18 protein-coding genes and 1 pseudogene are annotated in these 20,523 nt (G+C 42.9%); 13 read left to right on the plus strand and 6 right to left on the minus strand.

All coding sequences use genetic code 11. The features are described from left to right. Positions 1-498 precede the first annotated feature (498 nt). Complete coding sequence (locus tag G1O98_RS27175) at positions 499-1,215, minus strand: DUF2993 domain-containing protein (protein ID WP_163934526.1); 717 nt, start codon at positions 1,213-1,215, stop codon at positions 499-501. A gap of 133 nt (positions 1,216-1,348) precedes the next feature. Between G1O98_RS27175 and G1O98_RS27180 the strand changes: the two genes are divergently transcribed. Next, the gene (locus tag G1O98_RS27180) at positions 1,349-2,161 is read left to right on the plus strand and encodes a pseudouridine synthase (protein ID WP_163934529.1); all 813 of its coding nucleotides are present in this window, start codon (positions 1,349-1,351) and stop codon (positions 2,159-2,161) included. Next, a complete protein-coding gene (locus G1O98_RS27185; protein WP_163934532.1) occupies positions 2,136-2,954 on the plus strand; it encodes a RodZ family helix-turn-helix domain-containing protein in 819 nt (272 codons plus the stop codon). Before G1O98_RS27180 ends, G1O98_RS27185 begins: the two co-directional genes overlap by 26 nt. 172 nt (positions 2,955-3,126) lie before the next feature. Here G1O98_RS27185 and malQ read toward each other — a convergent pair whose 3' ends face one another. After that, positions 3,127-4,635: a 4-alpha-glucanotransferase gene (malQ, locus tag G1O98_RS27190; RefSeq protein ID WP_163934535.1), complete on the minus strand. Its 1,509-nt coding sequence runs from the start codon at positions 4,633-4,635 to the stop codon at positions 3,127-3,129. A 28-nt stretch (positions 4,636-4,663) separates the two neighbouring features. Between malQ and G1O98_RS27195 the strand changes: the two genes are divergently transcribed. Together G1O98_RS27195 and G1O98_RS27200 are read left to right on the plus strand one after the other, a co-directional pair. Further along, positions 4,664-4,810, plus strand: coding sequence for a hypothetical protein (locus G1O98_RS27195; RefSeq protein ID WP_163934538.1), 147 nt, complete (start codon positions 4,664-4,666; stop codon positions 4,808-4,810). A gap of 51 nt (positions 4,811-4,861) precedes the next feature. Beyond that, the gene (locus tag G1O98_RS27200) at positions 4,862-5,293 is read left to right on the plus strand and encodes an NUDIX hydrolase (RefSeq protein WP_163934541.1); all 432 of its coding nucleotides are present in this window, start codon (positions 4,862-4,864) and stop codon (positions 5,291-5,293) included. Positions 5,294-5,413: 120 nt separating this feature from the next. Here the strand turns inward: G1O98_RS27200 and G1O98_RS27205 are convergent, their stop codons facing one another. Further along, positions 5,414-5,806, minus strand: a complete 393-nt coding sequence (locus G1O98_RS27205) for a type II toxin-antitoxin system VapC family toxin (RefSeq protein ID WP_163934577.1) — start codon at positions 5,804-5,806, stop codon at positions 5,414-5,416. Between the two features lies 1 nt (position 5,807). Here G1O98_RS27205 and G1O98_RS27210 point away from each other — a divergent pair. From G1O98_RS27210 to G1O98_RS27240, 7 genes and pseudogenes are all read left to right on the plus strand, one after another. Continuing rightward, positions 5,808-6,485 (plus strand): annotated as a pseudogene (locus tag G1O98_RS27210) (Rid family detoxifying hydrolase); the annotation flags it as partial. 153 nt (positions 6,486-6,638) lie between these two features. Beyond that, complete coding sequence (locus G1O98_RS27215; protein WP_163934544.1) at positions 6,639-7,613, plus strand: phosphate/phosphite/phosphonate ABC transporter substrate-binding protein; 975 nt, start codon at positions 6,639-6,641, stop codon at positions 7,611-7,613. Positions 7,614-7,853: 240 nt separating this feature from the next. Beyond that, positions 7,854-8,588, plus strand: a complete 735-nt coding sequence (locus tag G1O98_RS27220) for an ATP-binding cassette domain-containing protein (RefSeq protein ID WP_163934548.1) — start codon at positions 7,854-7,856, stop codon at positions 8,586-8,588. Positions 8,589-8,887: 299 nt separating this feature from the next. Continuing rightward, on the plus strand, positions 8,888-9,682 hold the full coding sequence (gene phnE / locus G1O98_RS27225) for a phosphonate ABC transporter, permease protein PhnE (RefSeq protein ID WP_163934552.1): 795 nt from the start codon (positions 8,888-8,890) through the stop codon (positions 9,680-9,682). Between the two features lie 93 nt (positions 9,683-9,775). After that, positions 9,776-10,249 (plus strand): hypothetical protein, encoded by a 474-nt coding sequence (locus G1O98_RS27230; RefSeq protein WP_163934555.1) that lies wholly within the window; start codon positions 9,776-9,778, stop codon positions 10,247-10,249. Between the two features lie 106 nt (positions 10,250-10,355). Then, entirely contained in the window at positions 10,356-10,673 is a 318-nt protein-coding gene (locus tag G1O98_RS27235; protein WP_163934558.1) for a hypothetical protein, read from the plus strand. Positions 10,674-10,951: 278 nt separating this feature from the next. Then, positions 10,952-13,369, plus strand: coding sequence for a tetratricopeptide repeat protein (locus tag G1O98_RS27240; protein ID WP_163934561.1), 2,418 nt, complete (start codon positions 10,952-10,954; stop codon positions 13,367-13,369). Between the two features lie 56 nt (positions 13,370-13,425). Here G1O98_RS27240 and G1O98_RS27245 read toward each other — a convergent pair whose 3' ends face one another. From G1O98_RS27245 to G1O98_RS27255, 3 genes are all read right to left on the minus strand, one after another. Further along, positions 13,426-13,848: a hypothetical protein gene (locus G1O98_RS27245; RefSeq protein WP_163934565.1), complete on the minus strand. Its 423-nt coding sequence runs from the start codon at positions 13,846-13,848 to the stop codon at positions 13,426-13,428. A 462-nt stretch (positions 13,849-14,310) separates the two neighbouring features. Further along, on the minus strand, positions 14,311-14,967 hold the full coding sequence (locus G1O98_RS27250) for a (2Fe-2S) ferredoxin domain-containing protein (protein ID WP_163934568.1): 657 nt from the start codon (positions 14,965-14,967) through the stop codon (positions 14,311-14,313). Between the two features lie 58 nt (positions 14,968-15,025). Beyond that, positions 15,026-15,289, minus strand: coding sequence for an Asr1405/Asl0597 family protein (locus G1O98_RS27255; protein ID WP_012412041.1), 264 nt, complete (start codon positions 15,287-15,289; stop codon positions 15,026-15,028). A 655-nt stretch (positions 15,290-15,944) separates the two neighbouring features. Here G1O98_RS27255 and G1O98_RS27260 point away from each other — a divergent pair. Continuing rightward, entirely contained in the window at positions 15,945-16,499 is a 555-nt protein-coding gene (locus G1O98_RS27260) for a Dps family protein (protein ID WP_163934571.1), read from the plus strand. A gap of 709 nt (positions 16,500-17,208) precedes the next feature. After that, positions 17,209-20,472 carry a carbamoyl-phosphate synthase large subunit gene (gene carB, locus G1O98_RS27265; RefSeq protein WP_163934574.1) on the plus strand — a complete coding sequence of 1,088 codons (3,264 nt, stop codon included), beginning with the start codon at positions 17,209-17,211 and terminating at the stop codon, positions 20,470-20,472. Positions 20,473-20,523 lie beyond the last annotated feature (51 nt).

Here is a 20,523-nt window from a genome sequence, read left to right on the forward strand (position 1 = left end):
GAGGCAGGGGAGGCAGGGGGAGAGATGGTGCAATTACCACTTCCACAAGGGTTTCAAGCCTCTGCATTGATGTATCATTTATATATGGGATTTCACCCTAGGTTTGAGTCCCCTGAACCTTTTGCTCTTGTTCTCATCATCCTCTGAGAGGCACTAGGTCATTTAAAATAGGGTATTAACGCCCGTGTGCAACTTATTCTTAGAACCCTACTTCCATTCCTCTCCCCGAAACGGCTACGGTGTACACACAAGCCTTATAAAGTTGTTTAACAGTGTTTCGATCCCCCCTAACCTCCCTTAAAAAGGGGGGAAATTTCTTCAAGTCCCCCTTTTTAAGGGGGATTTAGGGGTATCAGATGATTTGTGTGTACACCGTAGCCCCGAAACGGAGAGAGGCTTTGATTTTTGCTCCCCAACGCTAGCAGGGAAGGGGCTGGGGGTTAGGTTTGAAAGAAAGTTGCACACGGCGCGTATTTAGTATTTTTTAATTTTTCACGATCAAGGATTAACGTTAATCTGCCCCCTACACACCAGTTTGCCTGGGATCAACGTTAGTTCTTGGATATCGACATCTGAGCCAAGATCCAGATTGTACTCATGATTGTCGTCTAATATATCTCCCTCGTGGGGATTGATTTTTATTTGTGTCAGTTGCAACTCATGCCCACTAAGTAACTGTAAGCCGCCCAAACAAATCTCTAGAGGCATTGTTTCAGTATTGGTTACTCTCAAGCCTCGCAGTATAATTTGATTGTTATCAAGGATAATTTCTTGCCAGTTTATTGGTTGTGACTTTGGGAAATTTGTTGGTAAAACTTTAACCAGCAAATCGCTCAAAGCAGTTGATAATAAGTCAGATGAGAGAGAAGTATTCAAATCATTCTCGTCTACGATCAAATCGCCAACCACTGATACTGTTTCTAACAGTCGTAATGGCTTTCCCTTAAGTACGGAACCAATGTTTATCTGAATATTTTCTGCCGTTAATTGAATTTGTGTAATTAGGAGACCTTGATAAACTGCATGAGTAGCAAAAATAGATACCAAGGGGATACGCCCAGAGAGAAGTTGGCGATCGCTTGCTTTAATCTCCACTTCTAATTCTGATATTTGGCTCACTTGCGCTCTTAACCAGAGCTTTAGGGCTTTTGTGAGTACCTGCGTAATTATGCGGATTTTATTTGCATTTGTCGTTTGAGAATTTTGCTCTGGCATCTAAGCAATCGGTTTATGAGTATTTGCTCAACAGCTGGACAGAAATTAAACAAGTCTTAAATGTAACATTTATGCCTACTCGCTACAAAATGCAAATATCATTTAATTGTTAACAGTAAATAAGTAATTCCAGATGGAGGAACGGTTACAAAAAATTCTTGCTCAATGGGGCATCGCCTCACGTCGTGAAGCTGAAGAAATGATTAGGCACTCACGGGTGCAAATCAATGGGGAATTGGCACATTTGGGTCAAAAAGTTGATCCCCAAAAAGATGCGATCGCAATTGACGGTAAAACTGTATCCGAAAAGCAGCGTCCGGCTTTAATATATCTATTGCTACATAAACCTGCGGGAGTAGTTTCGACTTGCTACGACCCTCACCGAAGAACAACAGTCCTGGATTTACTACCGAGAAAATTACGGGAGGGTTCAGGTATTCACCCAGTTGGGCGTTTAGATGCAGACTCAACGGGAGCATTAATCCTCACAAATGACGGAAATCTGACATTTGGACTAACCCATCCCCGCCATAGCATTTCCAAGACATATCATGTTTTGGTCAGAGGACATCCCCCAGAAGCAGTACTGCAAATGTGGCGTGAGGGTGTGATGTTAGAGGGTAGAAAAACCAGGGCTGCTAAGGTACACCTAATAGAACATCGTGCCGAACAAAGCTTTTTAGAAATAGTGTTGCAGGAGGGAAGAAATCGCCAAATCCGCCGGATAGCTCAACAGTTAGGATACCCAGTAATCAAGCTGCATCGAACTGCTATCGGCCCAATTCAATTACAAACTCCAAAAGAACCCTTATTGTCAGAGGGTAAATATCGTTCCCTCAACGATCATGAAATTCGCTTTTTGCAAGATCAGATAACGCAACCTATTAAAGATTCAGTGGAGTTAAGGAGTGTCAGTAGGCATGAAATGGCTAAGAAAGAAGAATAATCACCAGCCATCGCTTTCATTAGAGCAACAACGAACCGAAAAGTTGGCAGAATTGGGCGCTCAACTTTGGGCTTTGCGTCAAGAACAGGGTCTATCTCTAGAGCAAGTGGTTGTATTAACCAGAATTCCTCAACGATTATTGCAGGCGATCGAAGAAGGTAATATAAACGATCTCCCAGAACCAGTCTATATTCAGGGTTTGATCAGGCAATTTGCCGATGCTCTAGGCTTGAATGGAGTAGAATTTTCTGGCACTTTTCCGATCAGTTCTGCACAATTAAATCCTCAAGGTATGGGGAATACTTCACCCATTAATCAACTACGTCCGATTCATCTTTACTTTCTTTACATATTGCTAATCGTATGCTCTGTAAATGGGTTGTCTCAGTTATTAAATAACGCGGTACTACAAGCAAGTAATAGCCAAAACCAAATATACCCAAAACAAAAATCCATTGTTAACCCAGAGCCAACCCAACCAAAAGATTCCCTAAAAGTTCAACCTGTCAGTAATCCCGTTGACGGCGGACAAGAGGGACAGGTTGTACAAATTGGTGTCACTTTGAAAGCGTCATCTTGGATTCGCGTCATAGCCGATGGTAAAACCGAGTTTGAGGGTATTCTTCCAGAGGGAACTCACCGGATTTGGAAAGCTCAAGAGCAACTGACAGTGAAAACTGATAATGCTGGTGGTGTATTGATGAGCGTCAATCAGGAGAAAGCTAAGGAAATGGGAGAGCCAGGGAAAGAGGAAGAAATTAGGATTGCTGCCAAGCCTAATGTTTTGAGATAAGGGAGAAATAAATTCAAAATTTTACCCTTACAAGGAAGCAAACTAAGCGCAGCGTGTCGCAGACAATAAAAAGACTAGGGGAGATGAGAGGCATGAGGAGGACAAGGAAGACAAGGAGGCATTTACTCCTCCCTCTTCCTTGTCTCCCTTGTCTCCCTTGTCTCCCTACTCCTTAATTTTCTTGCGGGGCGCGTCCATTAAGTCTGGTAAGAACTTTTAAGCGATCGCGTAATTCATCTCTCAAGGCTTCTGCTTGATAGCGCCACCCCCAGTTACCCTCAGCAGTACTAGGAAAATTCATCCGCGCTTCGTTTCCTAATCCCAAAACATCTTGCAAGGGAATAATCGCTTGATTAGCTATAGAACTCAAAGCTAGGCGAATTAAATCCCACTGGATGCCTTCAGGACTAATAGAACCTAAATAAAGCCATAAGTTATGCTTTTCGTTGTCATTAGCTGAATTGAACCAGCCTACAGTTGTGTCATTATCGTGAGTGCCGGTATAAACTACAGCATTTCGCGGGTAATTGAATGGTAAGAATGGATTACCGGGATCAGAACCAAAGGCAAACTGCAAAACCTTCATTCCAGGAAATTCATACTTGTCTCGGAGCGCTTCTACCTCTGGTGTAATTACTCCCAAATCTTCTGCCAAGACGGGTAGCTTGCCCAACTTCTCCCTAATCGCTGCAAAAAAAGCGTCTCCAGGTGCTTCCACCCATTTACCATTCATGGCAGTTTCTTCGCCTTTGGGTACTGACCAATATGCCTCGAAGCCCCGGAAGTGGTCAATGCGAATTATATCGACATAATCTAGCATTGCTTCAAAGCGTTGCACCCACCATTTAAAGTCTTGTTTTTGCAATTCCTCCCAGTTATAAACTGGGTTGCCCCACAATTGACCGGTGGCGCTAAAGTAATCTGGTGGGACTCCCGCCATTTGAGCAGCAACTCCAGTCTCTTCGTCTAAGCAAAAGATATCAGGATGTGCCCACACATCAGCACTATCGTGAGATACGTAAATAGGGATATCGCCGATAATGTCAATACCGCGCATGTTGGCGTAGCTTTTCAGGTCTGACCACTGCCGGAAAAACTCAAATTGGACGAACTTGTAATAAAAAATATCTCCCTTGAGCCGATCCTCTGCTTGAGCTAAAGCTTCGGGTTTACGCTTGACAAATTCGGCTTCCCATGTATGCCAGCTTGCACCATTATGGTCATCTTTCAGTGCCATAAATAAGGCGTAATTCTCTAGCCAGTAGGCTTTGCTGTCGCAAAAACCTTCAAACTCTTTCTGCTGGATAGGCGTAGCATTGGATCTAAAGTTTTCACAGGCTTTTTTGAGTAGTCCAATCTTAATTGGCACAACCTGGTCGAAGTCTACCTTTTCTACCGGAAATCCTGGTAAATGAGCAAAGTCTTCTTCAGATAGCAGACCCTCATCTCGTAGTTTTTCTGGGCTAATCAACAGAGGATTTCCTGCCATTGCCGAGTAGCACATATACGGGGAATTACCATATCCAGTGGGGCCCAGGGGTAAAACTTGCCAATATTGTTGATGGGTATCTTTGAGAAAATCAATAAAGCGATAGGCTTCTAAGCCTAAATCTCCAACGCCAAATCGACTAGGAAAGGATGTAGGATGCAGCAAAATACCACTGGATCTAGGAAAAGGCATAAGTAACCTGAATTATGAGAAAGAGCAATTGTTTGATGCACACGCTACGCGATCGCCCAAGGGGCAGTGGCAAAGCCAACGCATCGAATTTATCACGGAACAGTATTTGCACGGTAAATCAAGTAAACTCATTTTGATTGTCATTTGTCCTTTATCATTTGTCCTTTGTGAATAACTAATGACCAATGACTAATGACCAATGACTAATGACCAATGACTCATAAATATGACTTACCGAAATCCTGCACCGACAGTTGATATCATCATTGAACTAGTAGATCGACCTCATCGGCCAATAGTGTTAATTGAAAGACATAATCTACCTTTAGGTTGGGCTATTCCTGGTGGGTTTGTAGATTATGGGGAAGCCGTGGAAGTGGCGGCCCGGCGAGAAGCTGAAGAAGAAACGGGTTTGCGGGTGGAATTAGTTGAACAATTACTGGTGTATTCTGACCCCAATCGCGATCCGCGTCAGCATACGATTAGCATTGTATTTTTAGCGACAGCTACGGGTGAACCAAAGGCTGGGGATGATGCTAAGGGCGTAGGAATTTTTGAGTATTGGTGTGTGCCTGGTAATTTATGTTTTGACCACGATCGCATTTTGCGCGATTATTGGCGATATCGGCATTATGGGATACGTCCAAGGTTGGGGTAAGAGGGACGAACCGCCAAGACGCAGAGAGCGCAGAGAGAAGAGGGGAGAGGAATATCTGGAATTCCCCAACATACAGTTTGTGTTAACGTTCTGTAGGAATCGGTTGGTGTTGGGAAGATGTCAAAGCCAAGATTCTAAGGCTAAGGTTTGCACCTGTTGTATCCTTTGAAAATCGCTGTCTCCTGAGACGACGGTGAGTTTATAGTGCAGAGCGGTTGATGCTATCCACAAGTCGTTATCGCTAAAACCCAAATCTTGAACTGTAAACTTTCTACGTTTTGCTTTATCTTTGGGGCCAAAATGTTTGACAATTTCTCCTTTGAGGCTACCGTAAACATCGGCAACTCCTCCACTAATGGGATAAAGATCAATGGTTTGGAGAGAAGTTTTGCCAAAGCGAAGATTTGCTTCTTGTTGAGAAGACTTTTGCACCATGTAAAGGAGTTCGCCTTGCACAATAACGCTAGTTGCAACCCCTAAACCAATGTGTTCTTGTAATTGTTTGGCTGATATAGACTTTACAGCAGCATCTCTTCAAAGTACAAACCTTATAAAAACATTTCTCCAAGGAGCGAATTTAGAAAAAGTTAATTTGCGATGGGCAAATTTAACCAAGGCAAATTTGGATGGAGCAAATTTGATAAGGGTTGACTTAACTGGGGCAAATATCTATCGAGCAACCTTTAAAGATGCTGACCTAACTGGTGCGATAATGCCAGATGGAGAAGTTTACAAACCGATCGCTTCTCAGATGGAAATCGGTAAACAGGAAACATCGTTAGAGAAAGTAATATCTATGACCCGTAAAGTAATTAATACTGATAACGCACCCGCACCAGTGGGCCCTTATAATCAAGCGATCGCAGCTTCAGGCCAATTTGTATTCATCGCTGGACAAATTGCCATCGATCCCCGCCTTGGTGATGTCGTCTACACTGATGATGTCAAAAAGCAAACTGAGCAAGTATTAGCTAATCTTGAAGCCATCCTCACAGCAGCCGGAGCAACTTTTGAAGATGTGGTAAAAACCACTGTATTTCTAGCTGATATGAATGATTTTGCGGCGGTGAATGCTGTATATGCTAAATATTTCCCGGAAAATACAGCCCCAGCGCGGGCTTGTGTACAGGTATCGCGCTTACCTAAAGATGTGTTGGTAGAAATTGATGCGATCGCTGTAATTAGCGGTTAGTACCAATACACTTACAAAAGAAGCCTACAACTCTATAAATAAACTAGGCTTTCTTATTGACTTTTTTTATTAAAAGCTATAAATCTTTTTTAGGAGTTAATTAAAAATTAATTAGCAAAAAAACTGAGAAAACTTCCTAATGGAGAGTTGCAAATGAGTGTGAGGACAAAGAGCTTATTAGGCGCTGGCGCAGCATTTGCAGTGCTTACAGGTTTAGTAGTCAGCACAGTAGGGGCTATGCAGGCAACGATCGCCAACCCCACCGCTAATCAACAAACACCACGCTTACTTGCCCAAGGGCTGAAGACTTTAACAATAGTTTTTCCCAGTCGTGCTGATTCTACAGACTTGCAAAATAAGGCAAATGCGGTAGGAGCTTTTTTATCCAAAGAGTTAGGAATTCCAGTCGTCGCCCAAGTTGGTGATGATACAGCTGCTGTGGAAGCTTTGAGAGCAAATCGGGCTGATGTCGCTTTTTTAAGTAGCCGTCCAGCTTTGAAAGCAAAACAATTAGCAAATGCCAGCTTGTATCTAGCCGAAGTTCGCTCCACTTATTCTGGAAGATACACCTATAGCTCAACATTTGTTGTCCCTAAGAATAGTCCCCTAAAAACTCAAAATTCAGCTAAAGCCACTTTAGAACAACTGCGGGGCAAGAAAATGGCTTTTACTTCCCCTACTTCTGGCTCTGGGTTTATTATCCCTGTCGCTGAGTTGGTCAAACAAAAATTTGTACCCAACCGCGATCGCTTAGATGATTTCTTTGGTCAAGTTTCTTACGGCGGCAATTACAGCAAAGCCTTGCAAGCAGTTGTGCGCGGTCAAGCTGATGTGGCTGTTGTGTCAGAATATGCCCTGAATCCACCTTATATCACCGCCGAAGAGAAGAGTAAGTTACGGGTTCTGCACAAAATTACTGGTGTACCTGCCCACGGTATTGCCATTGATGATGATGTTCCAGCCCCAACACGGGAAAAAATCATCAACGCTTTACTGAAATTAAATCAGTCGCAAAATAATAAGTTGTTAAGCGACTTGTATAATTCCACAGAATTAGTGCGAATTAATCACGATCGTCACCTAGCAACTATCCGTGAAGCTCTGCAAATCGCTGGCATTGAACCATAATTTAGTTAACAGTTATTCTAGTAAACATCTTGAATAACTGTTAGCAGATGTTTTAAAAGTGGTCGCCTGTAATCTTAGGTACTTCTAGATCCCCCCTAACCCCCCTTCAAAAGGGGGGAACCGGAATCAAAGTTCCCCTTCAAAGTCCCCCTTTTTAAGGGGGATTTAGGGGGATCTAAAACGTTTTATTACCGACCAAAGAAGTTTTAAAACATCCTCTTAGCAGATAAACAAATTTCTATGAATGATTATGTTATTGAGTGTCATAACCTAGAGACAGCTTATGCTCCATCTCTCAATCGTCCTATTCTCAACGGGATTAATTGCCAGATTAAACGCGGTGAATTTGTCGTTTTGCTGGGGCTAAATGGTGCTGGTAAATCTACATTGCTACGATCGCTAGTTGGACTAGTGCCATCAGTGAGAGGAGAATTGCTCGTCAATAATGTTGAAATGAATTCCCGAACACTGCCAAAAATTCGGCGCGATGTTGGGATGTTATTTCAAGGTGGTGGATTGATTCGGCAGTTATCAGCACTGGAAAATGTCTTATGCGGATGCCTTGGTAAAAGAACAACTTGGCAAACACTGTTGGGATTTTCCAAACGCGATCGCTTGTTGGCACTAAATTTATTAGAACAGTTAGGACTCTTAGAGTTAGCTTTTCAAAAAACCAGTCAATTAAGTGGCGGACAGCAACAACGAGTAGCGATCGCCCGGACTTTAATTCAATCACCGCAAATTCTTTTAGTTGATGAACCTATCACTGGCTTAGATGTTGTGGCATCGCAACAAGTCATGGAAACTCTATCTGAATTGCACACTCAGCAAGGTATGACTATTGTCGCAGTTTTGCACGATTTGGGAATCGCAGAAAAATACGCCCAACGAGCAATCGTCTTAGATGCTGGACGCGTCGTTTACCAAGGACTTTGTGACAACTTACAAGCTCAATTTGCTAAAGTTTCCGCTTGAGTAAGATTTGATTTAAACCGCGTCTGTTTTACCCCACCCTAACTCTCCCCGATTCATTGGCTACGGTGTACACACATCTCTATACAAAACCAAAATCGTGTAGATCCTCCTAAATACTCCTTAAAAAGGAGGACTTTGAGAGGTTTTTGCCCCCCTTAAAAAGGGGGGTTGGGGGGATCAAAAGGCTCTGGGGCAACTCTAGAAGACTTGTGTGTACACCGTAGGGAGATTAAGGGGGGTAATTAATTTGACTAATCGCAAAGACTACGCTTCTCAACCTAGATGAGATTTAATACAGTATGAGTTACTTTTTTAAGTCAAAACGCTTACGCTTCTACCCTTGGCTGAGTTCTCTACTCATCTCATTAATTGTTGTGGTAGTTTATGGTTGGGCTTTGCGAGGACTCAAACTCGATTTTGAACTGCTAAGTTCTAGCTGGCCATACATCACCGATTTTATTACTCGGTTATTTCCTCCCGATTGGAAAGTTTTAGATATTGCAGTTAAGGCATTAATTGAAACTGTACAGATGTCTTTATGGGGAACTACCATTGGAGCCATTCTTTCTGTACCCATTGCTATAGCTAGCGCCAGTAATGTTGCACCTGGGTGGTTGCGATCGCTAGCTAATTTGCTGCAAAATACTGTACGTTCTGTCCCCTCAATTATTCTGGGGCTAATTTTTGTTGCCGCCACTGGCTTAGGCGCACCAGCAGGAACTTTAGCTTTGGGAATCTACACCATCGGCTACCTTGCCAAATTTTATCAACAGGCAATTGAAGCCGTTGATCCGCGTTCTCTTGAATCCTTGCAAGTTATCGGAGCCTCCAAGTTACAGATTGCTCAATACGGCATTCTCCCGCAAGTGCTACCTTTGGGATTGGGTTACACTTTTTGGATGTTTGAATACAACATCCGTGCTGCTTCTGTCTTGGGTGTAGTTGGTGCAGGTGGTATTGGCTTTCAGTTAAAAAGTTACATCGACGGGTTCGAGTACACCAAAGCCACAACCATGATGTTAGTGCTTTTGGTAGTCGTCACAGTAATTGATGCTTTTAGTAGCCAATTACGTCATCGGCTCGATTCTATGTAACGAATTCTGGCGTTAGCGTATCTTGAAAACTAATGCGATTGCTTCTGTAACTTTGGGAATACTGAAATTAAGTACCCTATAGGAGTATTAAAAATGGCAGAAAATCGCATCAGTGCCAGTTTAGCCCCAGCAGACAAGAAAGCAGTAATGGAGGCGATCGCTACAATTAGAGAAAAGTTACCGTTTTTGATTGATTTGACCCCTGAAGATCGGCGAACAATGCTGAAGATGGGAGATAAAAGTCGAGCTTTTGTCAGCAAAGCCTTAGAAGTGGCAACACAAAATCCAAACTTTTTGCCTCGTTACTTTGATTTAGAAGAAATGCGCCGGGACTTGGAAATATATGAGGACTTGTATCCGGTGCTGTTGTCTCTAACGCAACTGCAAGAATTGGTGGATGATACCTGTATAGCTGCTGCTAGTGAAGCCTATGCAGCAGCATTAGCAGTTTATAGCTATGCCAAAGCTAGCGGTGATGTCGCAGGTTTAGATGCAGTAATTGATGAGATGGGACGCAGGTTTAACCGCCGTTCTAAGAAAAAGCAATCCGAAGTCCCAGTTAGCTAAAGCTTGCAACAAGCAATTATACTAGTTGCAAATTTGCTAAAATATACATCATTTATAGGGGCATAACTTTAGTTATGTCCTTTTTGCGTTTTGAATCTAAACATTTTTGAAACCCGCGCAGGCGGGTTTTGCCTGTGTAGCCGCGACTTCTAGTCGCCAGGACATTTTTGAGCCTCAGAAGGTCAACGTCGAGCTTCAGAAGGTCAAAGTCGAGCCTCAGAAGGTCAAAGTCGAGCCTCAGAAGGTCAAAGTCGAGCCTCAGAAGGTCAATGTTGAGCCTCAAAAGGTCAACATCGAGCCTCAAAAGGTCAACATCGAGCCTCAGAAGGTCAACATTGAGCCTCAGAAGGTCAACATTGAGCCTCAGAAGGTCAACGTCGAGCCTCAGAAGGTCAACGTTGAGCCTCAGAAGGTCAACGCATAAAAATTACCCAGAAAAAGTTTGAGAAATTCCGAAATCCACCTTGTATATTTAGTAGTTATTCTGTAAACATTAGCACCTCAAAATTAAATCTTGTAATGAACCCACAAAACAAGCCCAAGAGTCTACAAGATATTCTTAAGCAACGTCAACAATCAGGTTTTGTGGGTCGTGAAGACTAAGTAAACCAATTTCGCCAAAATTTAGCATTACCCCCAGAAGATGATCGCCGTCGTTTTCTGTATAACGTTTGGGGTCAAGGCGGAGTGGGGAAAAGTACTTTGCTACGACAGTTTCGTAAAATTAGTGACGAAGCAAAAATCATTTCGGCTTACATCGATGAAGCTGAAAAAACTGTACCAGAAGTCATGGGTCGTCTAGCTGAGGAGTTAGAACGGCAAGGTCATAAACTATCGCAGTTTACGGAACGGTACAAAGTCTACCGCCAAAAGCGCCAAGAATTAGAAACCGATCCAGAAGCTCCTCAAGGGTTTTCCGCTTTTGTAGGGAAAACTATGGTTAAAACTGGCGTGCGTCTGGCGCGTCGAGTTCCCGTTGGCGGTACTGTATTTGACTTTGTAGATGAGAATGCTTTGGCTACCCAAGCCGGAGAATGGGCATCTTATGTTGCTAAGAAAATAACAAATAAAGACGAGGTGCGTTTAGTTCAAGAACCTGAAGAAGTTCTGACCCCGTTATTTTTGCAAGATATTTTTAAAATTGCTGACAAAACTGCTGTTGTTCTGTTTTTTGATACTTATGAATGCACGGGAGAATTTCTAGATAACTGGCTACGGGAAATTTTGGAGGGTCGTCACGGTGAAGTATCTCTCAATATATTAATAACGATCGCCGGTCGCCAAGAATTAGATAAAAATCATTGGGCACCTTATGAAGGGTTAATAGTTCGTTTCCCTCTGGAACCCTTTACAGAAGAAGAAGCCCAACAATATTTAACTCGCAAAGACATTACTAACAGTCAGGTTATAGAAACGATTTTGCGCCTTTCGGGAAATTTGCCCCTGCTGGTAGGAATGCTAGCAGATGCTCATCCCAATGACCCTAACCAAGTAGTTGAGCCTAGCAGTAATGCTGTAGAACGCTTTTTAAAATGGATTGATGACCCCAAGCGAAGACAAGTAGCGCTTGATGCTGCCATTCCTCGCTGTTTGAATCAAGATGTTATAGCTCAGTTGAGAGGAGAACAAGAAGCCGATGCCCTATTTACTTGGCTGAAAGAAACATCTTTTGTTAACGAGCGTACCGATGGCTGGGCTTATCATGATGTTGTGAAAACCCAAATGTTACGCCACAAGCGTCTTTCATCGCCGCAAGGTTGGGCTGATATACATAGTAAGTTAGCAGACTATTACGACACGCTAGGTAAAGAATTGCAATTAGAGCAAGTAAAGGCTTGGCGAGATCAAACTTGGCAAAACCATAAGCTCAATGTTTTGTATCACCGCTTATGCCAATCACCACAAAAGTACTTACCTGTAGCTCTCAACGAATTCCTGGCTGCACTCAAAAATCAACGGATTTTTGCCCAATTTTGGGCAGCAACAATGCTTCAGGCTGGTAAAGATGTGGATTCTGCTGAAGTTCAGCGTTGGGGTGAGCAACTAGCCAATTGGTTAAAAACCTATGAAGACAAACGTTATGAAGCTGCGGCTGAAATGCTCACAACACTGTTGAGCAATGCTAGTCTTGAGGACAAATGGCGTGCAGTAGCGTTAGATTGGCGTAGTTATATTTACTCTCTATCTAATCAATACTCAAAAGCTTTGGAAGATTTAACCCAGGCGATAAAGTTAGTGCCTAAAGAAGTTGAATATTTAACAGTTCGAGGTATGACTTATTGCCAAATGCTGCGCTACCAAGAAGCACTACTAGACTTTAACCGTGTTATTGAGCTTAACCCAAACTATCAATGGGCGATCTCTAATCGGGGTATTGCTTACCGCCTAATGAAACGCTACCAAGAAGCACTGCAAGACTTTAACCGCGCTATTCAACTTGACCCTAATGACCAATGGGCGCTGGCACACCGAGGTGTAATTTACCGCTTTATGCTGCGTTACCCAGAATCACTGCAAGACTTAAACCGCGCCATTCAACTTGACCCCAATAATCAATGGGCGATCGCCAGTCGAGGTAATACTTACCGTTGTATGCAACGCTACAATGAGGCACTACAAGACTTTAACCGTGCCATTGAACTTGACGGCAATTTCCAATGGACACCAGCCAGGGGATTTAGAGGTTTTATTTACCAACGAATGCAGCGCTACCATGAAGCACCGCAAGATTTAGAGTGCGTCATTGTACTTAACCGACATTACCAAGATGATTGGTATTTGTACGAGCGTGCTTTAACTTACCTAGCCCTTAACCAACCAGACAAAGCACGGGCTGACTTGGCGCTTGCTATAAAGCTTGCTAAAGAGCATTACGAAAAAGATACTAAAAACTGGCGTAATGCCTTTAACTTAGCTCTTTACTATTTGGCTGCTCAATATAATCAACCAGCAGATCAGTTATATCGGCATACCTTATCTCAAGGTGCTTCCTTAGATATCCGTATAGCAATCCAAATAGCAATCCAAGACCTGAATGACTTTTTAACTGTGTTCCCTAACCATGTGCAGGCTACATCTATGCGACAGTTGTTGCAATCTTCTCTAACTGAGGTTATGTAATTTTCACTAAAAATATAATTTGTCATTAGTTGAAATTTGGTCAAAATGGGATTTGTCTAAATCCACTCAAATCCCTGTGTGGCTAAAAATTCTTTAGCTGGTTCCAAAATATCTTTGCTTAAAATAAGTTTGACTTTTGGAGAACTAAGATGCAAACGAAAACGCTCAATAAAAAGTTGGTTAGCAGGTTCAATTTTCCTAATGGCACTCCAGGGAATTAACAACGGCGGAAGTCCCAAGCCAAATAAGGGGAAAATACTCAGATAAATCCCTTGAGGAGTTATCCCAACATTTAAAGTTCCTTTGTAGTGAACCAAACCCACAGAACCGCTTTGCATTCGGGAGAAGTTTTGTGGCGGCGCTTCTTTCGTGCAGTAGAGTTTAGCCAGGCGATTCCAGTCATGACGGAATAGAAAAATCATGACTATCATGGAAAATGTTAAACAAACGGTGTATATCCACTGAGGGGTATGTGGCATTTGTTTTTAAATCATTGATGATTGACGCTTCAACTGTAAGCGATGTCTAACGACAAGTCTCTTTGCGCCTACGCATTCATCAATCAACTACATAACCTTGAATTTTTCCAAATTATGGGAGCATCCCGGTAAAAAATTGCTTAATAAAAATTCCATTCATTCAAAAAACTGGCTTTAAATTAAGGCCAGTTTTTTGATTTTATTGCAAACTTCTATCGGACTTTACGGCCGAGTATTAACGGAACACACTTGAGAAGATATTATTAAGCTTTCTCATTGAAATGTCAAGATTTCACTAAATAGGTGGGTGGGAAAATCCACAAGTACGTAATTGCGAGTGAAACCTACTCCTGCAAAGAAGCAAGCTACTTGCAGCATCTCTTAATGAGAAGCAATCACAAAGATTTCAGCTATATTACATTTTGTTGCATAGTTAGGTTTATTCATGCTTACCTGCTTACTTCAGCAAAACTTGCCATTAGATATGGCCACTTCTCTTAAATTCTCAGGCTGTGCTTCTAAACTCTTGTCACCAAAATGCTGATTCATCAATGCGGGAACCTGTGCCGCTTGAATTCGACTATGGCGTGTTTTATCTGGCATAACTAAGTTTGGCCCAGCCTTACAATTTTTCATACAACCAGTGCCCTTGATTGTAACTTGGTCTTCTAAACCGCGATCGCTTAAAGCTGCCTCCAACGCCTGACAAACTGCTTTACCACCGCGTTTCATACAATCAGACTTTTGACACACCAAAATCGTGGCTTTAGCCTTAGCTGGCTTTACCTTGACATTATCAATAGATGGGGGTTCTTGTACTGGAGTAGTCGTCTGAACTCTCCCCATCTCAGAACGCGCCGCCATTACCCGTTCAGCCTTCAGAGTGACAGTGCCATCCTTCAAATCATGCTTTTTGTAACCAACAACTTGCAGCCAAGTCCCTGGTGGTAAGCGCAAGTCAAAAGCAGCCCGTAATTGTTTAGCTAATTTAATATAAAACTCACCTTCATGAGTCCCTAGCATTAAGCCTTTAACCTTATAGCCATCTTTAATAACAAAATTTATAAATCTACCCTCAAGACAAAATTCTGATACTTCCATAGTGTGAGATGCACCCATTTTTTTGATCTCCTTTTAACTAAGTACAAGCTATCAAGCAAAATATTCTCAGCAGTAGCTAAAAATTAGAACTGTTGTTAGCGATTTTCCAACAGCACTCAAGAGTCAAAATTTGGTCTTGACGGGAGGCTGTTAATCGCTGTATCACACTCCAAAGTTGAACAGCTGTCATCGGAGAGCCAATTTCAACTTTCAATGGCTGGTTAGCTGTACAAGTACAGGGAATGTCTAACTCCTTTAGGCGTTGATAGACTTGCCAGCGATCTGCCCAATTCACCTCTACAAGGTGGTTGCTTTCTATTTCTGAACTAAACGATTTCAAGAGAATTGCCCTCAAAGTGCAACAAACTTGCAGTAATTACCGCGATTTAACTCTCTGCTTAGTGAAAGTTTTAGGAGTGTAACCTCTTAAAACCAGCATACCTTAAGTGCAAAGAATTCTCATTAATTTTGGAAAAAAAAGTCAAACTTTTACAGCCATTCCATATTGAGAGGGGGAAGAGGTAGGGAGCAGGGGGCAGAGGAGAGAGGTAATTTTATATCAATGAAGGCAGGAGGCAGAGGGCAGGAGGCAGGAGGAAAACTGCCCTCTGTAACAGCCCGCGACCAGACGGGTCTTGGGTTTAAGACCCATTCCAAAATCTCTGATTTGGTTGGGAGCAATCAGTGTACGCTTCAGACCTACACTGATTGCAACCTTCTGCCTCCTGCCTTCTTCACTTTTTATTCTCTCCCTTGTGCCCTGCCTCCTGCCTCTATTGGGAAATATGCACATTTAAGTTGTAATGTCAATATCAATGAGAGATTTATGCACATTGATAGGTGTGCCATCATCCAGCAAACAATAAAATTGAGATTATTAGTAAGCAAAAATACAAAATCTTGTGCTGGCAAATTGGCTTGCACTTATTATTAAAATGTTAATATGTTGAGAATAAGCAGTTAAAATCTATAACTGTTAAAAAGAGAGGAACACAATGTCTGAAACGCAAACCTTGTTACGAAATTTTGGTAATGTATATGACAATCCCGTGTTGCTGGATCACAGCGTCACTGCTCCAGTTACAGAAGGATTCAATGTTGTATTAGCTAGTTTCCAGGCACTGTATTTGCAGTACCAAAAGCATCATTTTGTAGTTGAAGGCTCAGAATTTTACTCTCTGCATGAGTTTTTTAACGAAAGCTACAACCAAGTACAAGACCACATCCATGAAATTGGAGAACGCTTGGATGGACTAGGTGGTGTTCCAGTAGCTACCTTTAGCAAATTAGCAGAATTAACCTGTTTTGAGCAAGAGTCTGAAGGCGTATATTCTTCTCGCCAAATGGTGGAAAATGACTTAGCCGCAGAACAAGCTATTCTGGGCGTGATTCGCCGCCAAGCTGCTCAGGCAGAGAGTTTAGGCGATCGGGGTACACGCTATCTGTACGAAAAGATTTTGTTGAAAACCGAGGAACGTGCTTATCATTTGTCTCACTTCCTCGCTAAAGATAGCTTAACTTTAGGGTTTGTCCAAGCGGCTCAAAGCTAAAACTCTCATAATCTAGATTTGTTTACCTAGACTGAAAGAAAAAGTTGGCAGCACGAACTCTTAAAATATTATAAAGAATGGCAGAGAATGATACCTTTATTCTTCTGCCATTTTTAATTTAAGTAAACATATCATCATAAGATTTAATGTTGAAAATATTTAGCAATTAGATAGTTAATAAATATTTTTATCTAATAAATTTATTTGGGCTGAATAAGCGAACAGATATATGCCATAATAAATTACTATTTTTCGCAAAGTTTTATCAAACTAAATAATAGAAATTTGCAAAAGCTTTAAAAAATTACTCGTCACAATTAAATAGTATTTAGAAATACAAAATAATCATAGGGCATTAAGTATTTGGGTTAGGGGGGAGGTGACAGGGAACACAAAATAATCTGTACCCTCTAACCCGAATTTCTCACGTATTGTGTGGTTAGGGTGGGGAGTGTGGGAGGTGTGGGAGGCAATGCAGCGTTCATTGACAGTTATTCAATTCCTCCTCTTTCTCCCCACACCCCCACACCCCCACACTCACGCTCATTTCTCACAAGTGAGAAATCCAGGTCTAACCTGTACCCTATTCCCTAATTCCCACTCCTTTCATGTCATCAAACCTAGAAAACTTAATAATAAAAAGCACGACAGGGTGTAAAGACCCTTAAAATAATCAGGATTTGTATTCTCATACTCCAAGGCAACGACTATGCCCCGCCGTGACGACCTCAGGAAGATTCTACTGTTAGGCTCTGGCCCAATTGTGATTGGACAAGCCTGTGAGTTTGACTACTCTGGCACTCAAGCCTGCAAAGCGCTGCGTGAAGAAGGCTATGAAGTAGTTTTGGTCAACTCAAACCCTGCAACGATTATGACCGACCCGGAAACGGCCGATCGCACTTACATTGAGCCGTTAACTCCAGAATTGGTCGAAAAAGTCATTGAGAAAGAACGCCCCGACGCTTTACTACCAACGATGGGAGGACAAACTGCCCTCAACCTCGCCGTTGCTTTAGCCAAAAATGGCGTGTTGGAAAAGTATGGCGTTGAGTTAATCGGTGCTAAACTGCCAGCCATCGAAAAAGCTGAAGATCGAAAACTGTTCGGTGAAGCAATGGCAAGAATTGGGGTAGCTGTGTGTCCTAGCGACACAGCCGAATCTTTGGAAGAAGCCAAAGCAGTTGCCCGCCAAATTGGTAGTTATCCCCTAATTATTCGTCCAGCTTTCACTATGGGTGGAAGTGGCGGCGGTATTGCCTACAACCAAGAAGAATTTGAAGAAATGGCACAGGTAGGTATAGATGCCAGCCCCGTTTCGCAAATTCTCATTGACCAGTCTTTACTCGGCTGGAAAGAATATGAACTCGAAGTGATGCGTGATTTGGCAGATAACGTGGTGATTATCTGTTCCATCGAAAACCTTGACCCTATGGGCATTCACACCGGGGATTCAATTACCGTCGCTCCCGCGCAAACCCTTACTGATAAAGAATATCAAAGGCTGCGGGATATGGCAATTAAAATCATCCGCGAGATAGGTGTGGAAACTGGCGGTTCTAATATTCAATTTGCCGTTAATCCACTTAATGGAGATGTAGTGGTAATTGAGATGAACCCCCGCGTTTCCCGCAGTTCGGCTTTGTCTTCCAAAGCTACGGGTTTTCCCATCGCTAAAATTGCCGCAAAATTGGCTGTCGGCTATACCTTGGATGAAATTCAAAATGACATCACCAAGAAAACTCCCGCGTCCTTTGAGCCGACAATTGACTATGTGGTGACAAAAATCCCCCGCTTCGCCTTTGAAAAATTCCCTGGTTCTGACCCAGTGCTGACAACCCAAATGAAATCAGTCGGGGAAGCAATGGCAATTGGGCGGACTTTCAACGAATCCTTCCAAAAGGCGCTGCGATCGCTCGAAACCGGACGCGCTGGTTGGGGTTGCGACAAAGCCGAAAAATTACCCAGTGGCGAACAAATCCGCGCCCAATTGCGAACACCTAACCCCGATCGCATTTTCGCTGTGCGTCATGCCTTGCAGCAAGGTATGACTATTGAAGAAATCTATGAACTGACTGGTATTGACCGATGGTTCTTGGATAAATTGCAGCAACTCCTAGATGTCGAAAAATTCCTGAAGCGGACACCTTTACAGCAATTGACAAAAGAGCAGCTTTATGAAGTGAAGCGGGACGGATATAGCGATCGCCAGATTGCTTATGCCACCAAAACCACCGAAGATGAAGTTCGCGCTTACCGCAAGTCACTAGGAATCATCCCAGTTTACAAAACCGTAGATACCTGCGCGGCTGAGTTTGAAGCCCTTACCCCTTACTACTATTCTACCTACGAAGAAGAAACAGAGGTAATGCCCGCAACCAAACCAAAAGTGTTGATTTTGGGTGGTGGCCCCAACCGCATTGGGCAGGGAATTGAGTTTGACTATTGTTGTTGTCACGCCGCCTACGCCTTGAAGGATGCAGGGTATGAAACAATTATGGTCAACTCCAACCCAGAGACAGTTTCTACAGACTACGATACCAGCGATCGCCTTTACTTTGAGCCTTTAACAAAAGAAGATGTTCTTAACATCATCGAAACTGAAAATCCAGTTGGGGTAATAATCCAGTTTGGCGGACAAACCCCGCTAAAGTTGGCTATTCCTTTACAAGAGTTTCTTAACAATGACACATCAGGACTGCTGACTAAAATTTGGGGTACATCACCAGATTCCATCGACATGGCAGAAAACCGGGAGCGGTTTGAAAAGATTCTCCAAGAGTTAAATATTGCCCAACCGCCGAATGGAATTGCGCGGAGTTACGAAGATGCGCTGATTGTCGCCAAACGCATTGGCTATCCGGTGGTGGTGCGTCCCAGCTATGTATTGGGAGGACGAGCGATGGAAATCGTTTATTCCGATGCTGAGTTGGAACGCTACATGAGCTTTGCAGTACTCATAGAACCAGAACATCCAATTTTGATTGATAAGTTTTTGGAAAACGCCATCGAAGTCGATGTCGATGCGATCGCCGATCATACCGGACGGGTGGTAATTGGTGGCATCATGGAACACATCGAGCAAGCAGGGATTCACTCAGGAGATTCCGCTTGTTCTTTACCTTCCATTTCCTTATCACCGGCAGTTCTCAATCAAATTCGCACTTGGACGGTGCAGCTAGCACAAGCGCTGTCAGTCGTTGGGTTGATGAATATCCAATTTGCTGTTGTCGGTGCAAGCAGCTATTCTCCCCAAGTTTACATTTTGGAAGCCAACCCCCGCGCCTCACGTACAGTACCATTTGTATCTAAAGCAACAGGCATACAGCTAGCGAAATTAGCATCTTTAATCATGTCGGGTAAAACCTTAGAGGAGCTAGGTTTCACCGAGGAAATCATTCCAACCCACATTGCTGTAAAAGAAGCAGTATTACCCTTTAATAAATTCCCAGGAACTGATACAATATTGGGCCCAGAAATGAGATCCACTGGTGAGGTGATGGGGATTGACAGCGACTTTGGCCGAGCCTTTGCCAAAGCAGAACTGGGTGCTGGGGAGCGTTTACCACTGACTGGAACTGTATTTGTATCAATGAGCGATCGCGATAAAGCTGCTGCTGGTGCTGTGGTGAAGGAGTTTATCGATTTGGGCTTTACAGTGATGGCTACCCTTGGTACACGGCGAGTTCTTCTTGAACAGGGGTTAAATATTGAATTAGTGTTAAAGCTCCATGAAGGCCGTCCCCACGTCTTGGATGCAATCAAAAATCAAAAAATCCAACTTATTATCAACACACCTTCCGGGGAAGAAGCCCATACTGATGCTAGGTTAATCCGTCGCACAGCCTTAGCTTACAAAATTCCCATCATTACTACCATCGCTGGCGCAAAAGCTACCGTCGCCGCCATCCGTTCTTTACAAAATACAACTCTGGACGTAAAAACCATTCAAGAGTACTGCCCGATTGCGAAGTAGTACGGAGCAGGGGAGTAGGGGGCAGGGGAGGCAGGAGGAGAATTCGTAACT

This window comes from Nostoc sp. UIC 10630, from assembly GCF_010747425.1.
Taxonomy (GTDB): domain Bacteria; phylum Cyanobacteriota; class Cyanobacteriia; order Cyanobacteriales; family Nostocaceae; genus Nostoc.

Coding starts and splice junctions, on each gene's coding strand:
- G1O98_RS27175 (WP_163934526.1), bottom strand. CDS start 1,215: ATGCCAGAGCAAAATTCTCAAACGACAAATGCAAATAAAATCCGCATA.
- G1O98_RS27180 (WP_163934529.1), top strand. CDS start 1,349: ATGGAGGAACGGTTACAAAAAATTCTTGCTCAATGGGGCATCGCCTCA.
- G1O98_RS27185 (WP_163934532.1), top strand. CDS start 2,136: ATGAAATGGCTAAGAAAGAAGAATAATCACCAGCCATCGCTTTCATTA.
- malQ (WP_163934535.1), bottom strand. CDS start 4,635: ATGCCTTTTCCTAGATCCAGTGGTATTTTGCTGCATCCTACATCCTTT.
- G1O98_RS27200 (WP_163934541.1), top strand. CDS start 4,862: ATGACTTACCGAAATCCTGCACCGACAGTTGATATCATCATTGAACTA.
- G1O98_RS27215 (WP_163934544.1), top strand. CDS start 6,639: ATGAGTGTGAGGACAAAGAGCTTATTAGGCGCTGGCGCAGCATTTGCA.
- G1O98_RS27220 (WP_163934548.1), top strand. CDS start 7,854: ATGAATGATTATGTTATTGAGTGTCATAACCTAGAGACAGCTTATGCT.
- phnE (WP_163934552.1), top strand. CDS start 8,888: ATGAGTTACTTTTTTAAGTCAAAACGCTTACGCTTCTACCCTTGGCTG.
- G1O98_RS27230 (WP_163934555.1), top strand. CDS start 9,776: ATGGCAGAAAATCGCATCAGTGCCAGTTTAGCCCCAGCAGACAAGAAA.
- G1O98_RS27245 (WP_163934565.1), bottom strand. CDS start 13,848: ATGCCACATACCCCTCAGTGGATATACACCGTTTGTTTAACATTTTCC.
- G1O98_RS27250 (WP_163934568.1), bottom strand. CDS start 14,967: ATGGGTGCATCTCACACTATGGAAGTATCAGAATTTTGTCTTGAGGGT.
- G1O98_RS27260 (WP_163934571.1), top strand. CDS start 15,945: ATGTCTGAAACGCAAACCTTGTTACGAAATTTTGGTAATGTATATGAC.
- carB (WP_163934574.1), top strand. CDS start 17,209: ATGCCCCGCCGTGACGACCTCAGGAAGATTCTACTGTTAGGCTCTGGC.